Source organism: Roseateles sp. FW301-B2, assembly GCF_058788955.1.
On record NZ_JBYTBE010000031.1, the window covers coordinates 31,479 to 50,316 of the forward strand.

18 protein-coding genes are annotated in these 18,838 nt (G+C 69.2%); 10 read left to right on the top strand and 8 right to left on the bottom strand.

Going from position 1 to position 18,838, the window contains the following annotated elements; genetic code table 11:
* The first annotated feature begins 16 nt into the window (after positions 1-16).
* Positions 17-1,294: a THUMP domain-containing class I SAM-dependent RNA methyltransferase gene (locus tag AC3WQY_RS19030; RefSeq protein WP_492710093.1), complete on the top strand. Its 1,278-nt coding sequence runs from the start codon at positions 17-19 to the stop codon at positions 1,292-1,294.
* 11 nt (positions 1,295-1,305) lie between these two features.
* On the opposite strand, the gene AC3WQY_RS19035 is transcribed toward AC3WQY_RS19030, so the two are convergent.
* The 7 genes from AC3WQY_RS19035 to AC3WQY_RS19065 all read right to left on the bottom strand — a co-directional run bounded on the left by AC3WQY_RS19035 (position 1,306) and on the right by AC3WQY_RS19065 (position 9,229).
* Positions 1,306-2,040, bottom strand: coding sequence for a 16S rRNA (uracil(1498)-N(3))-methyltransferase (locus AC3WQY_RS19035; protein WP_492710094.1), 735 nt, complete (start codon positions 2,038-2,040; stop codon positions 1,306-1,308).
* Positions 2,041-2,063: 23 nt separating this feature from the next.
* The gene (locus tag AC3WQY_RS19040) at positions 2,064-2,582 is read right to left on the bottom strand and encodes a hypothetical protein (protein WP_492710095.1); all 519 of its coding nucleotides are present in this window, start codon (positions 2,580-2,582) and stop codon (positions 2,064-2,066) included.
* Between the two features lie 60 nt (positions 2,583-2,642).
* Positions 2,643-4,316 carry a long-chain-fatty-acid--CoA ligase gene (locus tag AC3WQY_RS19045; protein ID WP_492710096.1) on the bottom strand — a complete coding sequence of 558 codons (1,674 nt, stop codon included), beginning with the start codon at positions 4,314-4,316 and terminating at the stop codon, positions 2,643-2,645.
* A gap of 76 nt (positions 4,317-4,392) precedes the next feature.
* Positions 4,393-6,348 (bottom strand): sensor histidine kinase, encoded by a 1,956-nt coding sequence (locus AC3WQY_RS19050; RefSeq protein ID WP_492710098.1) that lies wholly within the window; start codon positions 6,346-6,348, stop codon positions 4,393-4,395.
* A 2-nt stretch (positions 6,349-6,350) separates the two neighbouring features.
* A complete protein-coding gene (locus tag AC3WQY_RS19055) occupies positions 6,351-7,775 on the bottom strand; it encodes an NAD(P)(+) transhydrogenase (Re/Si-specific) subunit beta (RefSeq protein WP_285234171.1) in 1,425 nt (474 codons plus the stop codon).
* Entirely contained in the window at positions 7,772-8,092 is a 321-nt protein-coding gene (locus AC3WQY_RS19060) for an NAD(P) transhydrogenase subunit alpha part 2 (protein ID WP_285234172.1), read from the bottom strand. The genes AC3WQY_RS19055 and AC3WQY_RS19060 overlap by 4 nt, the downstream gene beginning before the upstream one ends.
* 6 nt (positions 8,093-8,098) lie before the next feature.
* Complete coding sequence (locus tag AC3WQY_RS19065) at positions 8,099-9,229, bottom strand: Re/Si-specific NAD(P)(+) transhydrogenase subunit alpha (protein WP_492710100.1); 1,131 nt, start codon at positions 9,227-9,229, stop codon at positions 8,099-8,101.
* 110 nt (positions 9,230-9,339) lie between these two features.
* Here AC3WQY_RS19065 and AC3WQY_RS19070 point away from each other — a divergent pair, with 110 nt between their 5' ends.
* The 5 genes from AC3WQY_RS19070 (at position 9,340) to AC3WQY_RS19090 (ending at position 13,781) form a co-directional block, all read left to right on the top strand.
* Positions 9,340-9,834 (top strand): NUDIX hydrolase, encoded by a 495-nt coding sequence (locus tag AC3WQY_RS19070; RefSeq protein WP_492710102.1) that lies wholly within the window; start codon positions 9,340-9,342, stop codon positions 9,832-9,834.
* A 51-nt stretch (positions 9,835-9,885) separates the two neighbouring features.
* Positions 9,886-10,623 carry a substrate-binding periplasmic protein gene (locus AC3WQY_RS19075; protein ID WP_492710104.1) on the top strand — a complete coding sequence of 246 codons (738 nt, stop codon included), beginning with the start codon at positions 9,886-9,888 and terminating at the stop codon, positions 10,621-10,623.
* Between the two features lie 51 nt (positions 10,624-10,674).
* Positions 10,675-11,802 (top strand): tRNA 2-thiouridine(34) synthase MnmA, encoded by a 1,128-nt coding sequence (mnmA, locus tag AC3WQY_RS19080; protein WP_492710105.1) that lies wholly within the window; start codon positions 10,675-10,677, stop codon positions 11,800-11,802.
* An 82-nt stretch (positions 11,803-11,884) separates the two neighbouring features.
* Positions 11,885-13,126 (top strand): sensor histidine kinase, encoded by a 1,242-nt coding sequence (locus AC3WQY_RS19085; protein ID WP_492710107.1) that lies wholly within the window; start codon positions 11,885-11,887, stop codon positions 13,124-13,126.
* Position 13,127: 1 nt separating this feature from the next.
* The gene (locus tag AC3WQY_RS19090; RefSeq protein WP_285234178.1) at positions 13,128-13,781 is read left to right on the top strand and encodes a response regulator; all 654 of its coding nucleotides are present in this window, start codon (positions 13,128-13,130) and stop codon (positions 13,779-13,781) included.
* Here the strand turns inward: AC3WQY_RS19090 and AC3WQY_RS19095 are convergent.
* Positions 13,753-14,283: a CAP domain-containing protein gene (locus tag AC3WQY_RS19095; protein WP_492710109.1), complete on the bottom strand. Its 531-nt coding sequence runs from the start codon at positions 14,281-14,283 to the stop codon at positions 13,753-13,755. The genes AC3WQY_RS19090 and AC3WQY_RS19095 overlap by 29 nt on opposite strands.
* A gap of 83 nt (positions 14,284-14,366) precedes the next feature.
* Here AC3WQY_RS19095 and AC3WQY_RS19100 point away from each other — a divergent pair, with 83 nt between their 5' ends.
* Genes AC3WQY_RS19100 through AC3WQY_RS19115 form a run of 4 tightly spaced genes read left to right on the top strand, consistent with a single transcriptional unit; the run spans position 14,367 to position 18,668 of the window.
* The gene (locus tag AC3WQY_RS19100) at positions 14,367-15,629 is read left to right on the top strand and encodes an efflux RND transporter periplasmic adaptor subunit (protein ID WP_492710111.1); all 1,263 of its coding nucleotides are present in this window, start codon (positions 14,367-14,369) and stop codon (positions 15,627-15,629) included.
* A 13-nt stretch (positions 15,630-15,642) separates the two neighbouring features.
* On the top strand, positions 15,643-16,326 hold the full coding sequence (locus tag AC3WQY_RS19105; RefSeq protein WP_285234181.1) for an ABC transporter ATP-binding protein: 684 nt from the start codon (positions 15,643-15,645) through the stop codon (positions 16,324-16,326).
* Between the two features lie 10 nt (positions 16,327-16,336).
* Positions 16,337-17,497, top strand: coding sequence for an ABC transporter permease (locus AC3WQY_RS19110; protein ID WP_285234182.1), 1,161 nt, complete (start codon positions 16,337-16,339; stop codon positions 17,495-17,497).
* Between the two features lies 1 nt (position 17,498).
* Positions 17,499-18,668 carry an ABC transporter permease gene (locus AC3WQY_RS19115; RefSeq protein ID WP_285234183.1) on the top strand — a complete coding sequence of 390 codons (1,170 nt, stop codon included), beginning with the start codon at positions 17,499-17,501 and terminating at the stop codon, positions 18,666-18,668.
* Positions 18,669-18,838 lie beyond the last annotated feature (170 nt).

An 18,838-nucleotide genomic window follows, 5' to 3' on the forward strand; every position in this document is an offset into this window, starting at 1 on the left:
CCCGCCCCCTGCCGCCATGTCCCGCGCCGAACTCCTGAATCTGTTTGTCTCCTGCCCCGGCGGTGTCGAAGCCCTGCTGGAGCAGGAGCTGCGCGCCGTGCTGCCCAAGGGCAAGATCGAGGCCCTGCGCGGCGGCTGCGCGGTGCGCGCTGAAGCTGAAGGCGTGCTGATCATCAATCTCGAGAGCCGGCTGGCGCAGCGCGTGCTGGTGGAGCTGATCGAGGGCGGCTACCGCCACGAGGACGATCTCTATGCGCTGGCGCGCCAGGTCGACTGGGAACGCTGGATCACGCCGCGCCACACCATCAAGGTCGACACCACCGCCCACCGCTCGCCGCTCAAGAGCCTCAACTTCGCCACCCTGCGGGTGAAGGACGCGATCTGCGACACCTTGCGCGACGCCACCGGCGAGCGCCCCAGCGTCGACACCTATGCCCCCGACCTGCCGGTGGTGCTGCATGTCGGCGAGGAACGCGCCGCGCTCTATGTGGACACCTCGGGCGAGCCGCTCTTCAAGCGCGGCTGGCGCGTCGACAAGGGCGACGCCCCGCTGAAGGAAACGCTGGCCGCCGCGATGCTGGCCGCGGCCGGCTGGAAGGGCACGCCCGACACCGGCGGCGCCCTGCACGACCCCTGCTGCGGCTCGGGCACCATCCCGATCGAGGCGGCGCTGATCGCTAGCGGCGCGGCGCCCGGCATCATGCGGCGCTTTGCCTTCGAGGCGCAGCTGCCCTTCCAGCCCCTGCAGAACCGCTGGGCCGAGCTCAAGCGCGCCGCGCAGGCGCGCGTGCACGCGCCCGCCGTGCCCATCTACGCCAGCGACGTGGCCTTCCGCATGGTGGACTTCGCGCGCCGCAACGCCGAGCGCGCCGGCGTGGCCCAGTACATCCAGTTCAACGGCGGCGACGCGCTGGAGCGCCCGGCGCCGCAGCTGCCCGAGGGCATGCCCGGCACGCTGATGATGAATCCGCCCTATGGCGAGCGCATCGAGGTGCGCGGCAAGGCGGCCGCGGTGCGCGAGCACAGCGGCTCGGAGCAGCGCGACGCCACCGACGACTTCTTCCCCCGCCTGGCTTCGCACTGGAAGCGCGGCTACACGCAGGCGAGCGCCGGCTGGACCGCCTGGATGCTGAGCCCCGACATGAAGCTGCCCACCAAGATGCGGCTGAAGGAGTCGCGCCGCTTTCCGATGTGGAACGGCCCGATCGAGTGCCGGCTGTTCCGCTTCGATCTGGTGGCCGGCTCGGCGCGCGCGCCCAGGTCAGAGGCCGCGGACGCGGAACCTAACGACTGAACTGCCGGCGCTCAGGCCGACTGCAGCGCCAGCCAGGAGAGCACCGCCAGCGGTGCGGTATCGGCGCGCAGGATGCGCGGGCCCAGCTTGGCGGCCACGAAGCCGCGCGCACGCGCCGCCTCTTCCTCGGCCGGGCTCAGGCCGCCCTCGGGGCCGCTCAGCACCAGCGTCTCGGCTGCGGCGGCCTGCTGGTTCACCAGCTCGTGCAGGGGCCTGGCGGCGCCCGGGCTCAGCAGCCAGCGCCGCTGCGCTGGCAAGGGCTCGCCCAGGCCGGCCAGCCAGGCCGCCAGCGGCTGCACCGGCGCGATGCGCGGCACGCGCGTGCGGCCGCTCTGCTCGCTGGCCGCCACCGCCACGCCCTGCCAATGCGCCGCCTTCTTGTCGGCGCGCTCGCCGGCCAGGCGCAGCACCGAGCGCTCGCTCATGAGCGGCTGCAGCGCCGCGGCGCCCAGCTCGGTGGCCTTCTCGATCAGACCGTCCATGCGGTCGTTGGCGGGCATCACCACCGCCAGGGTCAGGTCTTGCGCGAGCTCGCGCTGCACCAGCTGGCGCGCCTGCAGATGCACGCGCACCTCGCTGCGGCCCATCGCCAGCACCTCGGCCTGCCACTCGCCGCCGCTGCCATCGAACAGGGTCACGGGGCTGCCGGGCTGCAGGCGCAGCACCTGCACATGGCGGGCCGCGCTGGGCGGCAGGCTCAGCTCGCCGGCGGCAAGCGGGGTCTCAACAAAAAAACGCGGGGGCATGGCTCAACTCCTGAGCCCGCAGTTTAGGTGCTCATCCCCATGGCGCGCCGCACCTGCCGGGCCAGGTCTTCGCCCTGGGCCTCGCGCACCTGTTCGACAAAGCGTTGCGCCAGCATCTGCAGCTCGTGCAGATTGCCGCAGCGCTCCACGTCCAGCACCACCCGGTAACCCTTCATCAGGCCGAGGTATTGCTTGGCATGGCGGGTCAGGTAGGCATACAGCTCCTCGTAGCCCAGCTGCGGCAGCTCGCTGCCGTCCAGCGCCAACACGGGCGACGAGACGGGCGCAGCGGCGGCGGCAGCAGCAGCGCCAGCAGCAGGAATGGCCGCGGTGGCCCCGAAGGGCGCCGCCACCAGCGCGTGCTGCAGCAGCAGTTCGAAATCGGCCTCGGTGGCGCCCTGCACCAGCGCCAGCCACTGGCGCGCGGTCTTGGAGGCATCCAGCACCAGCAGCAGATTGCGGGCCACGCGCGAGAGGGCCAGGGCGCGGCTCTTGATTTCCGCGCGTCCGGCTTCGGTCTTCTGATAGTTCAGGTCCAGCACCGCAATCCCTCCAGTGGCTCAGCTTACGCCGAGGCTGTGCGTCGGTGGCCGCTCGCGATGCTACTTTTTGTCGCGTAGTTCACGCCGCAGGATCTTGCCCACCGGGGTCTTGGGCAGTTCGGTGCGGAACTCGACGATCTTGGGGCGCTTGTAGCCGGTCAGGTTGGCCTCGCAATAGGCGCGCACGTCGGCCTCGCTGATGGCCGGGTTCTTCTTCACGATCACGACCTTGACGGCCTCGCCGGCCTTCTCGTCCGGGATGCCCACGGCGGCGCATTCCAGCACGCCCTCCATCTGGGTCAGCACGTCCTCGATCTCGTTCGGATAGACGTTGAAGCCGCTCACCAGAATCATGTCCTTCTTGCGGTCCACGATCTTGAAGTAGCCGCGCTCGTCCACCGTGCCGATGTCGCCGGTGCGGAAGAAGCCGTCGGGCGTCATCACCTTGGCGGTTTCGTCGGGGCGCTGCCAGTAGCCGGCCATCACCTGCGGGCCCTTGATGGCGATCTCGCCGGCCTGGCCGGGGCCGACCTCCTGGCCGTCGTCATCCAGCAGCTTGAGCTCGGTGCTCGACATCGGCATGCCGATGGTGCCGCTGTAGGCGGTGCTGTCGGTGGGGTTGCAGGTGGCCACCGGCGAGGTCTCCGACAGCCCGTAGCCTTCCACGATGGGGCAGCCGGTCTTGTCCAGCCAGAGCTTGGCGGTGGCCTGCTGCACCGCCATGCCGCCGCCCACCGAGATCGCCAGATGGCTCCAGTCCACGCTGTTGAAGTCGGCATGGTTGGCCATCGCCATGAACAGCGTGTTCACCGCCGGCAGGCTGTGGAAACGATGCTGGGCCAGCTCCTTGAACACCGCCGGCAGGTCGCGCGGATTCGGGATCAGCACATTGCAGCCGCCCATGTGCATGGACAGCATCATGTTGGTGGTGAAACCGAAGATGTGATACAGCGGCAGCGCGCAGATGCTCACCACCTGCTCGCCGTCCGGCACCTTCTTGAGTGCCGGTAGATACCAGGCCTCGGCCTGCATCACATTGGCCACCAGATTGCGGTGCAGCAGCACCGCACCCTTGCTGACGCCGGTGGTGCCGCCGGTGTACTGCAGCACCGCGATATCGCCCGGCTGCACATGCGGCGCCTTGTAGGCCATACCGCGGCCGCGGCTCAGCGCGTCGTTGAAGCGCACCGCGCTGGGCAGCTCGAAGGCCGGCACCAGCTTCTTCACCTTGCGCACCACGTAGTTGACGATCAGGCCCTTGGGGAAGCCCAGCAGATCGCCCATCGAGGCCAGCACCACATGCTTGGTGGGCACCTGGTTGATGACCTGCTGCAGGGTGGCGGCAAAGTTCTCGATGATGACGATGGCCTTGGCGCCGGCGTCCTTGAGCTGGTGCTCGAGTTCGCGCGGCGTGTAGAGCGGGTTCACGTTCACCACCACATAGCCAGCGCGCAGCACCGCCGCCACCGCCACCGGGTACTGCGGGATGTTGGGCATCATGAGGGCGACGCGGTCACCCTTGTCCAGGCCCAGGCTCTGCAGATAGGCGGCCAGGGCGCGCGACATCTCGTCGATCTGCGCGAAGCTGATGCTGCGCCCCATGATCTTGTAGGCGGCGCGCTGCGGGTACTTCTTGAACGCCGCGTCCATCAGGTCGACCAAGGACGGATAAAGCCCGGTGTTGATCTCCGCGGGCACGCCCTCGGAATAATGCTTCAGCCAGATTTTCTCCATCTTTTGTCTCCAGTACGGTGGGCGCATTCTCGGCCATGGGTGGCGCCCGCAGCATCAGGGGATTCGATAGCGCTCTTTAGAGCGCACGCTCAAGCGGCGCGACCGGGATCAGCAGGCAGATCTCGCAGCCGCCCTCCTCGCCCGGCCGCCAGGCGATCTCGGCGCCGATGCGCTGCGCGCGCTTGCGCATATTGCGCAGGCCCTGGCCGGCGCGCGGCGCCTCGGGCAGGCCGCGGCCGTTGTCGTTGATGCTGAGCAGCACCGCGCCGCCATCCTCGGTCAGCCGGGTGCGAAAGCGCACGCGCGTGGCCTGGGCATGGTGCAGCACATTGCTGAGCGCCTCCTGCACGATGCGCACCAGATCGCGGCCATGCGTGCCCATCAGGCGCGGCAGCGAAGGCGTGTCGCCCAGCTGCCAGTCCAGTTCCAGGCCCGCGGCCCCCAGGCGTTTGCCCATGCGATGGCGGAAGTTGGCCAGCAGCAGGCTCAGATCGCCATCGTTGATGGCAAGGGCGTCGACGGTGAGGCGCATCTCGTCCACGCAATCGTCGAGCAGGCGGCTGAGGGTCTCGCGGTCCATGCCCTGTTCGGCGCCCAGCTTGGCCATCAGCAGCTGCGAGCCCAGGCCGTCGTGCATCTCCTGCAGCAGGCGCTCGCGCTCCTCGGCCGCGCTGCGCAGCTGCTCGCTGTGCTGCAGCTCGCGGTAACGCGCCTCCAGCTCGGCGCTGCGCTGGGCCAGCGCCGCCTCCAGCTCGGCGCGCGCCTGGGTCTGGGCGCGCAGGGAATGCACGAAGCGGCGCTGCAGCGCAAAGCCGGCCATCATGATGAGGCAGGCATAGCCCACCACGTTCACGTCAACCACGCTGAAGCGCTCGCGCTCCACCAGGGCGAAATAGCTCACATACATCCAGGCCAGCACCGACAGGCCCACCACCGCCGCGCCCATGCCCAGCACCGCGCGGCCGCTGCGCCAGGCGGCCCGCAGCGCCAGCGCCCAGGCCACCAGCAGCACCAGGCTGCGGCTGCCCAGCGCCCACCAGGGCCAGGGGTGCTGGAAGTCGGTCCAGGCCAGGCCCGCATGGGCGGCCCAGAGGTCCAGCGGCAGGCCCAGCAAGGCATAGGCCAGTGCCAGGCGCTGCGGCCAGCGCGTCGGCCAGCCCAGCAGCTTGGCCACCAGGAACAGCATCAGCGCCTTGGAGACCACGTCGGCGGCGTCCAGCAGCATGCGCCACCAGGGCGCCGGCAGCAGCGGCTGGCCCACCAGATAGGGCAGCAGCAGCAGGCCCGCCAGCAGGCAGTAGATGCCGGTCACGCCGTTCAGCCACTCCTGGCGCAGCGCCAGCCAGACCAGCAGCAGGAACAGGCCGATGATGAGGCCGCAGAGCGCGGTGACCAGGCGCGCACCCTGCCAGGCGCGCCGGCTTTCCTGCAGGCTGCGCACCGCCTCGGCCGGCCCCAGCAGCACCGGCGAGAGGCTGCTGCCCTCGAAGCCGGGCGCAAACAGGCGCAGAGCCAGCCGGTGCTGCCCGGCCACCAGCATCGAGGGCGGCACGTTCACGAGCAGGTTGCGGCTGCCCAGCATCAGGCCGCGCTGCGCGATCTCGACCTCATCGCCCACGCTGGAATAGGCGAGCAACTCGCCGTCCAGGTAGACGGTGACGCTGGGGCGGTGCTGCAGGCTCAGCAGAAAGGGCGTCTGCGCCGGCTGGCCGAGCTCGAAGTCCAGCAGCAGCCAGTTCGCGCCCAGGGTCGCGCCGCGCACCTGCGATTGTGCAAACGGCAGCAAGACGCGGCGCGCATGCTCGGGCTGGCGCGCGGGCAGCAGCTCGCTGTCGTCGGAGAACTGCCAGGCCTCGCTGAGGCGCTGCACCTCGGGCGGCAGCGCGGTGTTGTAGCGCTGCGAGAGCGCATGCAGGCCCAGCATCAGCAGGGCCGGCAGCAGGATGGCCAGCGCCAGCAGCGCCCAGCCATCCAGCCGGCGCGCTGGGGCGGCGGCGCGTGCGGCCTCCGGCTCCCAGGCGCCAGCCTCCATCGCTACTCCACGGCCTTCAGCATGTCCTCGACCACCTTCTTGGCGTCACCGAACACCATCATGGTCTTGTCCATGTAGAACAGCTCGTTGTCCAGGCCCGCATAGCCGGCCGCCATCGAGCGCTTGTTGACGATGATGGTCTTGGCCTTGTAGGCCTCCAGGATGGGCATGCCGTAGATGGCGCTGCCCTTCACATGCGCGGCGGGGTTCACCACGTCGTTGGCGCCCAGGATGATGGCGACATCGGCCTGGCCGAACTCGCCATTGATGTCCTCCATCTCGAACACCTGGTCATAAGGCACCTCGGCCTCGGCCAGCAGGACGTTCATGTGGCCGGGCATGCGGCCCGCCACCGGATGGATGGCGTACTTGACGATGACGCCCTTCTCGGTGAGCTTGGCCGCCAGCTCCTTCACCGCATGCTGGGCGCGCGCCACCGCCAGGCCATAGCCCGGCACGATGATGACGCTCTCGGCATTGCCCATGATGAAGGCGGCATCGTCGGCGCTGCCGCTCTTGACGTTGCGCTGCGCGGCACCGCCCGCCGCCGCGGCCGTGGCGTCGCCACCAAAGCCGCCCAGGATCACGTTGAAGAACGAGCGGTTCATCGCCTTGCACATGATGTACGAGAGGATGGCGCCCGAGCTGCCCACCAGCGAGCCGGCAATGATCAGCATCGAGTTGTTGAGCGAGAAGCCGATGCCGGCCGCCGCCCAGCCCGAGTAGCTGTTGAGCATCGACACCACCACCGGCATGTCGGCGCCGCCGATCGGGATGATGATCAACACGCCCAGCACGAAGGCCAGCGCCAGCACGATCATGAAGGCGCCCCAGCTCTCGCTCCAGGCGAAATAGGCACCCAGACCCAGGGTGGTGACGCCCAGCGCCAGGTTCAGCATGTGCTGGCCGGCAAAGCTCACCGGCGCGCCCTGGAAGAGGCGGAACTTGTACTTGCCGCTGAGCTTGCCGAAGGCGATCACCGAACCACTGAAGGTGATGGCACCGATGGCCGCGCCCAGGAACAGCTCGATGCGGTTGCCCACGGGAATGGCCATGCCCTTGGCGGTGATGCCGAAGGCATAGGGCTCGGCCACCGCGGCCACCGCGATGAACACCGCCGCCAGGCCGATCATGCTGTGCATGAAGGCCACCAGCTCGGGCATCTTGGTCATCTCGACCTTGTTGGCCATATAGGCGCCGGCGCCGCCGCCGATCACCAGGCCCGCCAGCACATAGCTCAGGCCGAAGGCATTGCCGCCCGCCAGCTTGACGATCAGCGCGCCGGTGGTGACGGCGGCGATCGCCATGCCCACCATGCCGAACAGATTGCCCTTGATCGAGGTGGTGGGGTGCGAGAGCCCCTTGAGCGCCTGGATGAAGCAGATGCTGGCAACCAGGTAGAGGAAGGTGACGAGGTTCAAGCTCATTTCGCGGCCTCCCCGCTCGACGGCTTCTTGTCCTTCTTGCGGAACATCTCCAGCATGCGACGCGTCACCAGGAAGCCGCCGAACACGTTCACGGCCGCCAGCGCCACCGCCAGCGTGCCCATGAACTTGCCGAGGTCGGTCTCGGTCAGCGCCGCCGCCAGCATGGCGCCGACGATGACGATGGCCGAGATCGCGTTGGTGACCGCCATCAGCGGCGTGTGCAGCGCGGGCGTGACATTCCAGACCACGTGGTAGCCGACGTAGATCGCCAGCACGAAGATGATCAGATTGATCAGGGTGGGGGATACGGTGTCCATCGCGGCTCAGGTCCTCTTCACTTGTCCGTCTTGCGTCATCAGGCAGGCGACGACGATGTCGTCATCGGCCGGCACCTGGAAGGCGCCTTCCTTGCTGATCACGAGCTTCAGGAAGTCCAGCACATTGCGGGCATAGAGGGCCGAGGCATCGGCCGCGACCAGCGCCGCCAGATTGGTCTCGCCCACCAGGGTCACGCCATGCTTGACCACCGTCTGGTCGGTCTCGGTGAGCGGGCAGTTGCCGCCGCGCCCCTCGGGGCCCTTGCCGGCCGCCAGGTCCACGATCACCGAACCCGGCTTCATGCTCCTGACCATCTCCTCGCTCACCAGCACCGGGGCGGCGCGGCCGGGGATCAGGGCGGTGGTGATCACCACATCGGCCTGGGCCACACGCTTGGCCACCTCGGCCTTCTGGCGTTCCAGCCAGCTCGGCGGCATGGGCTTGGCATAACCGCCCACGCCCTCGGCCGCTTCCTTCTCCTCGGCGGTCTCGTAGGGCACGTCGATGAACTTGCCGCCCAGCGATTCGACCTGCTCCTTCACCGAAGGGCGCACGTCCGAGGCCTCGATCACCGCGCCCAGGCGCTTGGCGGTGGCAATCGCCTGCAGCCCCGCCACGCCCACGCCCAGCACCACCACGCGCGCCGCCTTCACGGTGCCCGCGGCCGTCATCAGCATGGGGAAGAAGCGCTGGTAGCGGTCCGCCGCGATCATCACCGCCTTGTAGCCGGCGATATTGGCCTGGCTGGACAGCACGTCCATGCTTTGCGCCCGCGTGGTGCGCGGCGCGGCTTCCAGCGCGAAGCTGGTCAGGCCGGCCGTGGCCAGCGCCTGCAGGCCGGGCTTGTCGAAGGGATTCAGCATGCCCACCAGGGCGCTGCCGGGCTTCATCAGCGCCAGCTCCTCGGCATTCGGGCTCTTCACCTTCAGCACCAGCTCGGCGCCAAGCGCCCCGGCGCGGTCGGTGATCTCGGCACCCGCGGCCGCATAGGCCTCGTCGGTGATGCTGGCCGCCACGCCGGCGCCGCTCTCCACACGCAAGACATGACCCTGGCTTTTCAGCTTCTTGGCCGTCTCGGGCGTGAGCGCCACACGGGTCTCTCCGGCCGCGCTCTCGCGCGGGACACCTATCTGCATGAATCCTCCTCGCCTTGCGGCCTGGGAATGACTTGATATGGGTAGCTTGCGGCGAGCTTACACAATAGGGATGTCATTCGACACCCGTACAAGCGCGAAAGAGACAGTTCATGAACAACGAAAGATGGAAGCCCAGCGTCACTGTCGCGGCGGTGATTGAGGATAGGGGCCGTTTCCTGCTGGTGGAAGAGCAAACGCCGGAAGGTTTGATGTTCAACAACCCGGCCGGCCACCTGGACCCGGGCGAGTCGCCGCTGGAGGCGGTGGTGCGCGAGGCGCTGGAGGAGACGGCACGCGCCTTCGAGCCCGAGGCCTTGCTGGGCCTCTACATGGCGCGCTTCCAGCGGCCCGCCCGGCATGAGGACGTGACTTATCTGCGCCTGGCCTACACCGGCCGCGTGGGCGAGCCGATCCCGGGCCGCAGGCTGGACCGCGGCATCCTGCGCACCCTCTGGATGACGCTGGAGGAGCTGCGCGCCACCGCGGCGCGCCATCGCAGCCCGCTGGTGCTGCGCTGCGTGGAGGACCATCTGGCGGGCCGCCGCCTGCCGCTGGACGCCGTCCATGTGGATGGTTCGCTGTACGAGCCGCTGCGCAAGGCTTGACACGCCCGACAAGCAAGCCTGCGACACTCACGCCCCATTCGAGCCCAACCGATGCGAATGCTGCTACTGCGCCTCCTCACCTGCCTGACGGTTCTGCTGTGCAGCAGCGCTGCCCTGGCCCAGCCCGTGCCATTGCGGATCGGCAGCTGGGACCGCGACTCCGATCCGCTCACCGCCGTCAGCGAGGCCGTGCTGAGCCGCGCCTATGCCGAGCTGGGCCAGCCGCTGGAGTTTGTCGCGCTGCCGAACCGGCGCGCGCTGCAAGCCATGCTGGCCGGCGAGCTCGACGGCAATCTGCATCGCGTCTACGAATTTGCCGTCGCGCATCCGGAGCTGCTGCGCATCGCCCCGCCCATCAACACCTCGGCCGTGCGCGTCTACACCTACGACGCCAAGCGCGTGCAGCCGCATGACTGGGCGCAGCTGCAGGGCCTGCGGGTCGCGTACCAGCGCGGCGTGCTGCGCATTGAGCAGATGCTGCCGGCCGGCGCACGGCGCGTCGAGGCAGGCTCGGTGAACGAACTCTTCAAGCTGCTGGCCGCCGGCATTGCCGACGTGGCGCTCTGCACCGAGCCCGCGCAGGCCCCGCCGCTGCGGCGGCTGGGCAAGCTCAAGCGTCTGGAGCAGCCGCTGGAAGAGCATCTTCTCTATCACTACCTGGGCGCCCGCCAGGCCGAGCTGGCGCCGCGGCTGACGGCCGTGCTGCAGCGGCTGCAGGCCAGCGGCGAGCTGGAGGCGATACGCCAGGCGGCGCTGCAGGCCTATCTGCGCCAACACCCGGCCGAGTAGGCAAACCCCTCGGCCAGCCAGCCGCCGGCCTATGCGGGACAATCCGGCCCCATGAATTCCGAGAAGCAACGCATCGTCGTCGGCCTGTCCGGCGGCGTGGATTCCGCCGTCACCGCCTATCTGCTGAAGAAGGCCGGCCACGAGGTGGTGGGCATCTTCATGAAGAACTGGGAAGACGACGACGACAGCGAATACTGCTCGTCGAACATCGACTTCGTCGACGCCGCCGCGGTGGCCGATGTGATCGGCATCGAGATCGAGCATGTGAACTTCGCGGCCGACTACAAGGACCGCGTGTTCGCCGCCTTTCTGCGCGAGTACCAGGCCGGCCGCACGCCCAACCCCGACGTGCTGTGCAATGCCGAGATCAAGTTCAAGGCCTTTCTCGACCATGCCATGCGCCTGGGCGCCGAGAAGATTGCCACGGGCCACTACGCCAGAGTCCGTGAGCTCAATGGGCAGGTTCAGTTGCTGAAAGGCCTGGACCCGCTGAAGGACCAGAGCTACTTCCTGCACCGCCTCAACCAGGCGCAGCTGGCCAAGACCCTGTTCCCGGTGGGCGAGCTGGCCAAGACCGAGGTGCGCCGCATCGCCGAGGAGATCGGCCTGCCCAATGCCAAGAAGAAGGATTCGACCGGCATCTGCTTCATCGGCGAGCGGCCCTTCCGCGAATTCCTGAACCGCTATCTGGCGCACCAGCCCGGCCCCATCAAGGACGAGCGCGGCCGCAAGCTGGGCGAGCATGTGGGCCTGTCCTTCTACACCCTGGGCCAGCGCCAGGGCCTGGGCATTGGCGGCGTGAAGGAAAAAGGGGCCCCGCGCGGGGGCGGCGAGCATGCACCCTGGTTCGTCGCGCGCAAGGACATGCAGAGCAACACCCTCTATGTGGTGCAAGGGCATGAGCATCCCTGGCTGCTGAGCCACAGCCTGATCGCCGACGACATCTCCTGGACCGGCACGCCGCCCGGCTACGGCGGCTTTGGCGCCAAGACGCGCTACCGCCAGGCCGACGCGGCCTGCGCCTTCACGCCCGAAAGCCCCGCGCCGGGCCAGTTCCGGCTCGATTTCGCGCAGCCGCAATGGGCCGTCACGCCGGGCCAGAGCGCGGTGCTCTACGACGGCGAGGTCTGCCTGGGCGGCGGCGTGATTGCCGAGGCCATCGCGGCGCCACCCGTCTGAAGGGAAACATGACGAAGCGCACATCCACTAAGCTGCGCGCCATGGCAGATTCGCGCCTTCGTCCGTGACCCCTCTGCACCTCTTGGATCGTCTACTCGCCCGCGTCGCGCAGCCCGCCTTCGTGCTGCGCATTGCCGCGCTGGCGGTCTGCCTGCTGGAGCTGTTCGCCACCGTCGGGGCGCTGCTGGGCCGCAAGACCGAGGCCTATGACGGCGTGCTCGCCAATCTCTACCGGCGCTTCGGTGGCGAGCCCGGCGATCCGCTCATCGTGCTGGCCAGCTTCACCCTGGTGTGCCTGTTCGCCTACCAGTTCTGGCGCCTGGCGCGCGCGAACAGCATGGACCAGCCGCCGCCCAACGCCCTGCCGCGCATCCTGCTGCTGGACCTGGTGGCGCTCGCGGTCACGCCGGGCCTGCCCTTTCTGGTCACCGCGCTGGCGGCGGTGCTGCTGCGCGTGCGCGCCGCCTTCATGTTTGCGCTCAGCCAGGTGGCGATCAATCTGGCGCTCTACTGGTGGTTGCCCAGCGATGGCCAGTTGCTGGAGCAGCTGCGCAGCGACACGCCCTGGTGGGTCAACAGCCTGGGCCTGATGATGGCCATGGTGGGCCTGCATGGCATGGCCTTCGGCCTGGGCCGCATGGCCGCCGCCGAGGCCGAGAAGCGCCGCTGGCTGCAGGCCATGCTGGCCGAGAAGCACAGCGGCGAGCGCCTGCAGCTGGAGCAGATGCGCTATGCCGAGCGCATGAGCATGGCGCGCGAGCTGCACGATGTGATGGGCCACCACCTCACCGCGCTGAACCTGCATCTGCAGCTCAGCGAGGCCTTGCTGCACCGCGCCGACCCCGACGCCGCCGCCCAGGCCGTGGGCAAGGCGCGCGAGGGCGCCGCGCATCTGCTGGAGGACGTGCGCGCCGCCGTCTCGCGCGAGCGCAACTCGGCCTGCATCGACCTCAGCGCGGCGCTGCACACCCTCGCCGAGGGCATTGCCAGCACCCAGATCACGCTCAGCCTGGACGAGGCCGCGCGCGACCTCTCGCCACGCGCGGCCCATGCCCTGCTACGCTGCGTGCAGGAGGCGGTGACCAACAGCGTGCGCCATGCGCGCGCCACCCAGGTGCAGGTCTGCCTCAGCGTGCAGGGCGAGGGCGATGCGCAGCGCGTGCGCGTCACCATCGAAGACAACGGCCAGGGTGCCCCCAGGCTGCGCGAGGGCAATGGCCTGAAGGGCATGCAGGAGCGCATGGGCGAGCTGGCCGGCAGCATGCAGGTGCTGCGCTACAGCCCCGGTTTCATGATCGAATTGATGTGTCCAAGGAGGGCCTGAGATGTCCACAGAAGCAATCAAGGTGCTGCTGGTCGAAGACCAGCAACTGGTGCGCGAAGGCCTCAAGGGCCTGCTCTCGCTGCACGAGGAGATCCGCATCATCGGCGAGGCGGCGGACGGCGCCGAGGCGCTGGAGCTGATCGCGCAGGAGCAGCCCGATGTGATCCTGTCGGACATGCGCATGCCGCGCCTGGACGGCACCGGCCTGATCCGCGCGCTGGCGGCGCGGGCGCTGAAGATTCCGGTGGTGCTGCTCACCACCTTCGACGACGCCGCGGTGTTCGACGAAGCGGTGCGCGCCGGCGCCAAGGGCTTTCTGCTCAAGGCCATCAGCCCCGACACCCTGCTGCAGGCGCTGCGCGACGTGGCCGCCGGCGGCACCGCGCTGCGCCCCACCCTCACCGAGCGCATGGAGCGCCAGAGCACCCATGTGGAACGCGCCTTCAGCGCCACCGAGCAACCCGACCCGCTGAGCCCCAAGGAGCTGCAGGTGCTGCGCCTGGTGGCGAGCGGCCGCTCCAACACCGAGATCGCCACCCTCTTGGGCAATAGCGAGGGCGTGATCAAGAACCACTGCTCGGCGATCTTCTCCAAGATGGGCGTGCGCGACCGCACCCAGGCGGTGCTCAGGGCGATCGATCTGGGCTGGATCTAGGGCTGCGCGCCAGCAACAGCACCCAGAAGCGCTGGTAGCGCCCCGGCGCGGCCACGCAGGCCAGACCCGCATCGACCAGCTCGGGCGCCATCAGGTTCTGGCAATGCGCGGCGCTGGCCAGCCAGATCTGCAGCGCGTCGTCCAGCTGCTCGGGGCCGGCCGCCAGGTTCTCGCCCACCGAACTCATCAGATAGCCCGCCGCGCCGAGCCGCTCGCGCAGGCTGCGCCCCTGGCTGCCCACATGGCTGATGGTGTCGCGCTGCGCCAGTTCGCCGGCATAGGCCTCGGCCGCGGCCGCCAGCCGCAAGTCCCAACGCAGCGCCGGCGCGGCCGCCCGCTCCACACTGCCGCATGGGCGCGGCTCGGCGCGCAGGGCGTTCAGGCGCTGCAGCACCAACTCGGGCGTCAGGCCGGCCGGACAGGCGGGCAAGGCCTCCTCGGCCCAGCACCGCGCGGCCGCCAGCAAGAGGCACAGCACCAGCACGCAGGGCCGCAGCGACATCAACACCTCGTCTTTTCTTGATCAAGCCGCGATCCTAAAACACCGGCTACCATCGCGCGGCGCCACTACCTAGGCTCTTCGACATGGCTGAGACGACCCCGCTGAAGCAACTGAAGATCGACCGGCAGGCGCCGGGCGCCAAGCAACGCCGCCTGCCCTGGCGCTGGATCGCGCTGGGCGCCGTGGCGCTGGCGGCCGCGGGCCTGGCGCTGGCACCGCGCAGCCCCGAGGTGCAGACCACCACGGTGCTGCAGAGCACACCCTCGCAGCAATACCTGCAGCTCACCGCCTCGGGCTATGTGGTGGCACAGCGCCGCGCCGCGGTGGCCTCCAAGGCCACCGGCCGCCTGATCGAGCTGCTGGTGCGCGAGGGCTCGCTGCTGAAGAAGGGCGAGCTGATCGCGCGCCTGGATGCCAGCGATGTGCAGGCCGGCATCGGCACCGCCCAGGCCGGCGTGCGCCTGGCCGAGGCCGCGCAGCGCCAGAGTCAGGCCGGCGTGCGCCAGGCCGAGGTGGAGCTGATCAATGCCGAGGCCGAGTACCAGCGCAGCCGCAGCCTGCAGGCCCAGGGCTTTGTTTCGGCGCAGGCGATGGAGGCGGCGCAGCGCCGCCTCGACGCCGCGCGCGCCGCGCAGGCGAGCGCCCAGGCCGGCGTGGCGCAAGCGCAGGCCGGCGTGGGCCAGGCCCAGGCGCTGCTGAAGGTGCAGGAGGTGAGCCGCGATTTCACCGAGATCCGCGCCCCCTTCGACGGCATCGTGCTGCTGAAGAACGCCAATGTGGGCGACATCATCACGCCCTTCTCCAACGCCGCCGGCTCGCAGGGCGCGGTGGTGACGATGGCCGACATGAGCACGCTGGAGGTGGAGGCCGATGTCTCCGAGGGCAGCCTGTCGAAGGCGGCCAAGGGCCAGCCGGTGGAGATCACGCTCGACGCCCTGCCCGGCCAGCGCTTCCGCGGCCGCGTGGGCGGCATCGTGCCGACGGTGGACCGCGCCAAGGCCACCGTCATCACCAAGGTGCAGTTCGAGGGAAAACTGGACCCGCGCATCCTGCCCGAGATGAGCGCCAAGGTGGCGTTTCTGTCCCAGGCGCCCACCGAGGCCGAGCAGCAGCCGGTGCTGGCCGTCAACCCCAAGGCCCTGCTGGAGCGCGATGGCAAGAGCTGGCTGTTCCGCCTGAAGCGCGAGGGTGAAAAGGAATTGCTGGAAGCGGTGGAGGTGAAGAAGGGCCGCATGCTGGGCGATGTGCTGGAGGTGAGCGGCGCGATCAAGTCCGGCGAGCGCTTGGTGCTTGCGCCCACCGACAAGCTCAAGGACGGCGCCCAGGTCAAGCTGGCCGCCAAGTGAGAGAAAGCGCACCATGTCCGAGGCCCTCATCCGCATCAGCCACCTGAGCAAGTCCTACCAGCGCGGCGGCCAGGAGATCCCGGTGCTGCTGGACATCGAGCTGGACGTGCAGCGTGGCGACTTCGTGGCCCTGATGGGCCCCAGCGGCTCGGGCAAGAGCACGCTCCTGAACCTGATCGCCGGCATCGACCAGCCCAGCAGCGGCCGCATTGAGATCGGCGGCATCGACATCGCCACGCTCGGCGAGGGCCAGCTGGCCGACTGGCGCGCCGCCAACGTCGGCTTCATCTTCCAGTTCTACAACCTCATGCCGGTGCTCACCGCGCTGGAGAACGTCGAGCTGCCGCTGCTGCTCTGCGGCCTCGGCGCGAAGCAGCGCCGCGCCCATGCCGAGGCGGCGCTGGCGATGGTGCGGCTGGAAGACCGCATGGACCATTACCCCAACGAGCTCTCGGGCGGCCAGCAGCAGCGCGTCGCGATCGCGCGCGCGCTGGTCAGCGACCCGGCCATGATCGTGGCCGACGAGCCCACCGGCGACCTCGACCGCCACACCGGCGAGGAGGTGCTGTCGCTGCTGGACGAGCTGAATCGCAGCCTCGGCAAGACCATCGTGATGGTGACCCACGATCCCAAGGCCGCGGCGCGCGCGCACCGCCTCATCCACCTGGAAAAGGGCGTGCTGGTGCACGAGCCCTGAGCAGACCGGGATGCTCTTCTACCTCAAGCTGCTGCTGCGCAATGCCTTCCGGCACAAGCTGCGCACCCTCCTGACCCTGGTGGGCCTGGTGGTGGCGGTATCCGCCTTCGGCCTGCTGCGCACCATCGTCGATGCCTGGTATGCCGGCGTCGAGGGCAGCAGCAGCACGCGCCTGGTGTCGCGCAGCGCGATCTCGCTGACCTTCCCGCTGCCGCTCAACTACGCGCAGCGCCTCAAGGCGGTGGACGGCGTGGCCAGCGTCTCCTGGGCCAACTGGTTCGGCGGCGTCTACATCACCGAGCGCAACTTCTTCCCGCAGTTCGCGGTCGAGCCGGCCAGCTATCTGGCGCTCTACCCCGAGTACCGCCTCAAGGACGAGGAGCGCCTGGCCTTCATCCGCGACCGCCAGGGCTGCGTGGTGGGCCGCAAGCTGGCCAACAAGTTCGGCTGGAAGATCGGCGACCAGATCCCCCTGCGCGGCACCATCTACCCGGGCACCTGGAGCTTCACGCTGCGCGGCATCTGGGACGGCGCCGAGGCCAAGACCGACGAGAGCCAGCTGCTGTTCCACTGGGGCCTCATCAACGAGACCCTGCGCAAGCGCTACCCCGGCCGAGCCGATCAGGTGGGCGTCTACATCATCGGCATCAACGAGCCGCACAACGCCGCGCCCATCTCGCAGCGCGTCGACGCGCTGTTCAAGAACTCGCTGGCCGAGACCCTCACCGAGACCGAATCGGCCTTCCAGCTCAGCTTCGTCTCGATGAGCGAGGCCATCCTGGTGGCGGTGCAGGCGGTCAGCCTCATCATCATCGTCATCATCATGGCGGTGATGGCCAACACCATGACGATGACGGCGCGCGAGCGCCTGGCCGAGTACGCCACCCTCAAGGCGCTGGGCTTCGGGCCCGGCTTCGTGGCGCGGCTGCTGTTCGGCGAGAGCCTGCTGATCGCCCTGGTGGGCGGCGTGTCCGGCCTGCTGCTGACCCTGCCGCTGGCCGCCGCCTTCCGCGCCGCGGTGGGCACGCTGTTCCCGGTGTTCCAGGTCTCCGAGCTGACCATGGCGCTGCAGCTGCTCGCGGCCCTGCTGGTGGGCGCGGTGGCGGCGGCCTGGCCGGCCTGGAAGATGAGCCGCATCAGCATCGTGGCGGGCCTGCGCCAGGTGGCGTGATATGAAGCTGCTGCCGCTCGCCTACATCGCCCGCAACCTCTGGGTGCGGCGCGTCACCACCCTGCTCACCGCCGGCGGCATGGCGCTGGTGGTCTATGTGTTCGCCACCGTGCTGATGATGAGCGAGGGCATACGCCAGACCCTGGTGGCCACCGGCCAGCCCGACAACGTGATGGCGCTGCGCAAGGGCGCCGGCGCCGAGATCAACAGCGGCGTCGACCGTGGCCAGGCCGCCATCCTCGAGAGCCTGCCGGGCATCGCCACCGGTGCCCGGGGTCAGGTCTTGCTGAGCAAGGAGCCGGTGGTGCTGAACAACCTGCCCAAGCGCGGCAGCGGCAAGCCCAGCAATGTGACCGTGCGCGGCACCTCGGCCACCGGGCTGGAGCTGCGCCCCCAGGTGCAGCTGGTGCAGGGCCGCATGTTCAGGCCCGGCAGCTCGGAGATCGTCACCGGCCGCGCGGTGGCCGAGGGCTTCCAGGGCGCGGCGCTGGGCGAGACGCTGCGCTTTGCCGGCCGCGACTGGACCGTGGTGGGCGTGTTCGACAGCGGCCGCACCGGCTTCGACTCCGAGATCTGGGGCGACGCCGAACAGATGCTGCAGGCCTTCCGCCGCAACGCCTTCTCCAGCATCGTGTTCCGCCTCACCGATGGCAGCCAGTTCGAGGCGGTGACGAAAGCCATCGCGGCCGACCCGCGCCTGACGGTGGAGGCCAAGCCCGAGATCCAGTTCTATGCCGAGCAGAGCGAGGCCCTGGCCACCTTCATCAGCATCCTCGGCACCTCGCTCTCGGTGATCTTCTCGATCGGCGCCATCGTCGGCGCCATGATCACCATGTTCGCCGCGGTGGCCCAGCGCACCGGCGAGATCGGCACCTTGCGCGCGCTGGGCTTCCGGCGCGGCGCGGTGCTGCTGGCCTTTCTGTGCGAGGCCCTGCTGCTGGCCCTGGTGGGCGGGCTGCTGGGCCTGCTGGCGGCCACCAGCATGCAGGCGGTGAACATCTCGACCACCAACTTCCAGAGCTTTGCCGAGCTGGCCTTCCAGTTCAAGCTCACCGGCCGCATCGTCTGGCAGACCCTGGCCTTCGCCCTCTTCATGGGCCTGCTGGGCGGCTTCGTGCCGGCCTGGCGCGCCTCGCGCATGAAGATCGTGGATTGCCTGCGCGCGGCCTGAGGCGCTCTTGGCAAAGCACATCCGTGGCGGCGCCATGGAGTGCCATTCATCACCCTAACTTTTCTCATCCCCTCACGGAACGGGCGCGCGGCGCGGCCCGACCGAGCACCAGCCCCCGAGGCATGGGGCCGGCGGCGAAATCGGCCGTATTTTTCGTCGGTTAGCCCAAG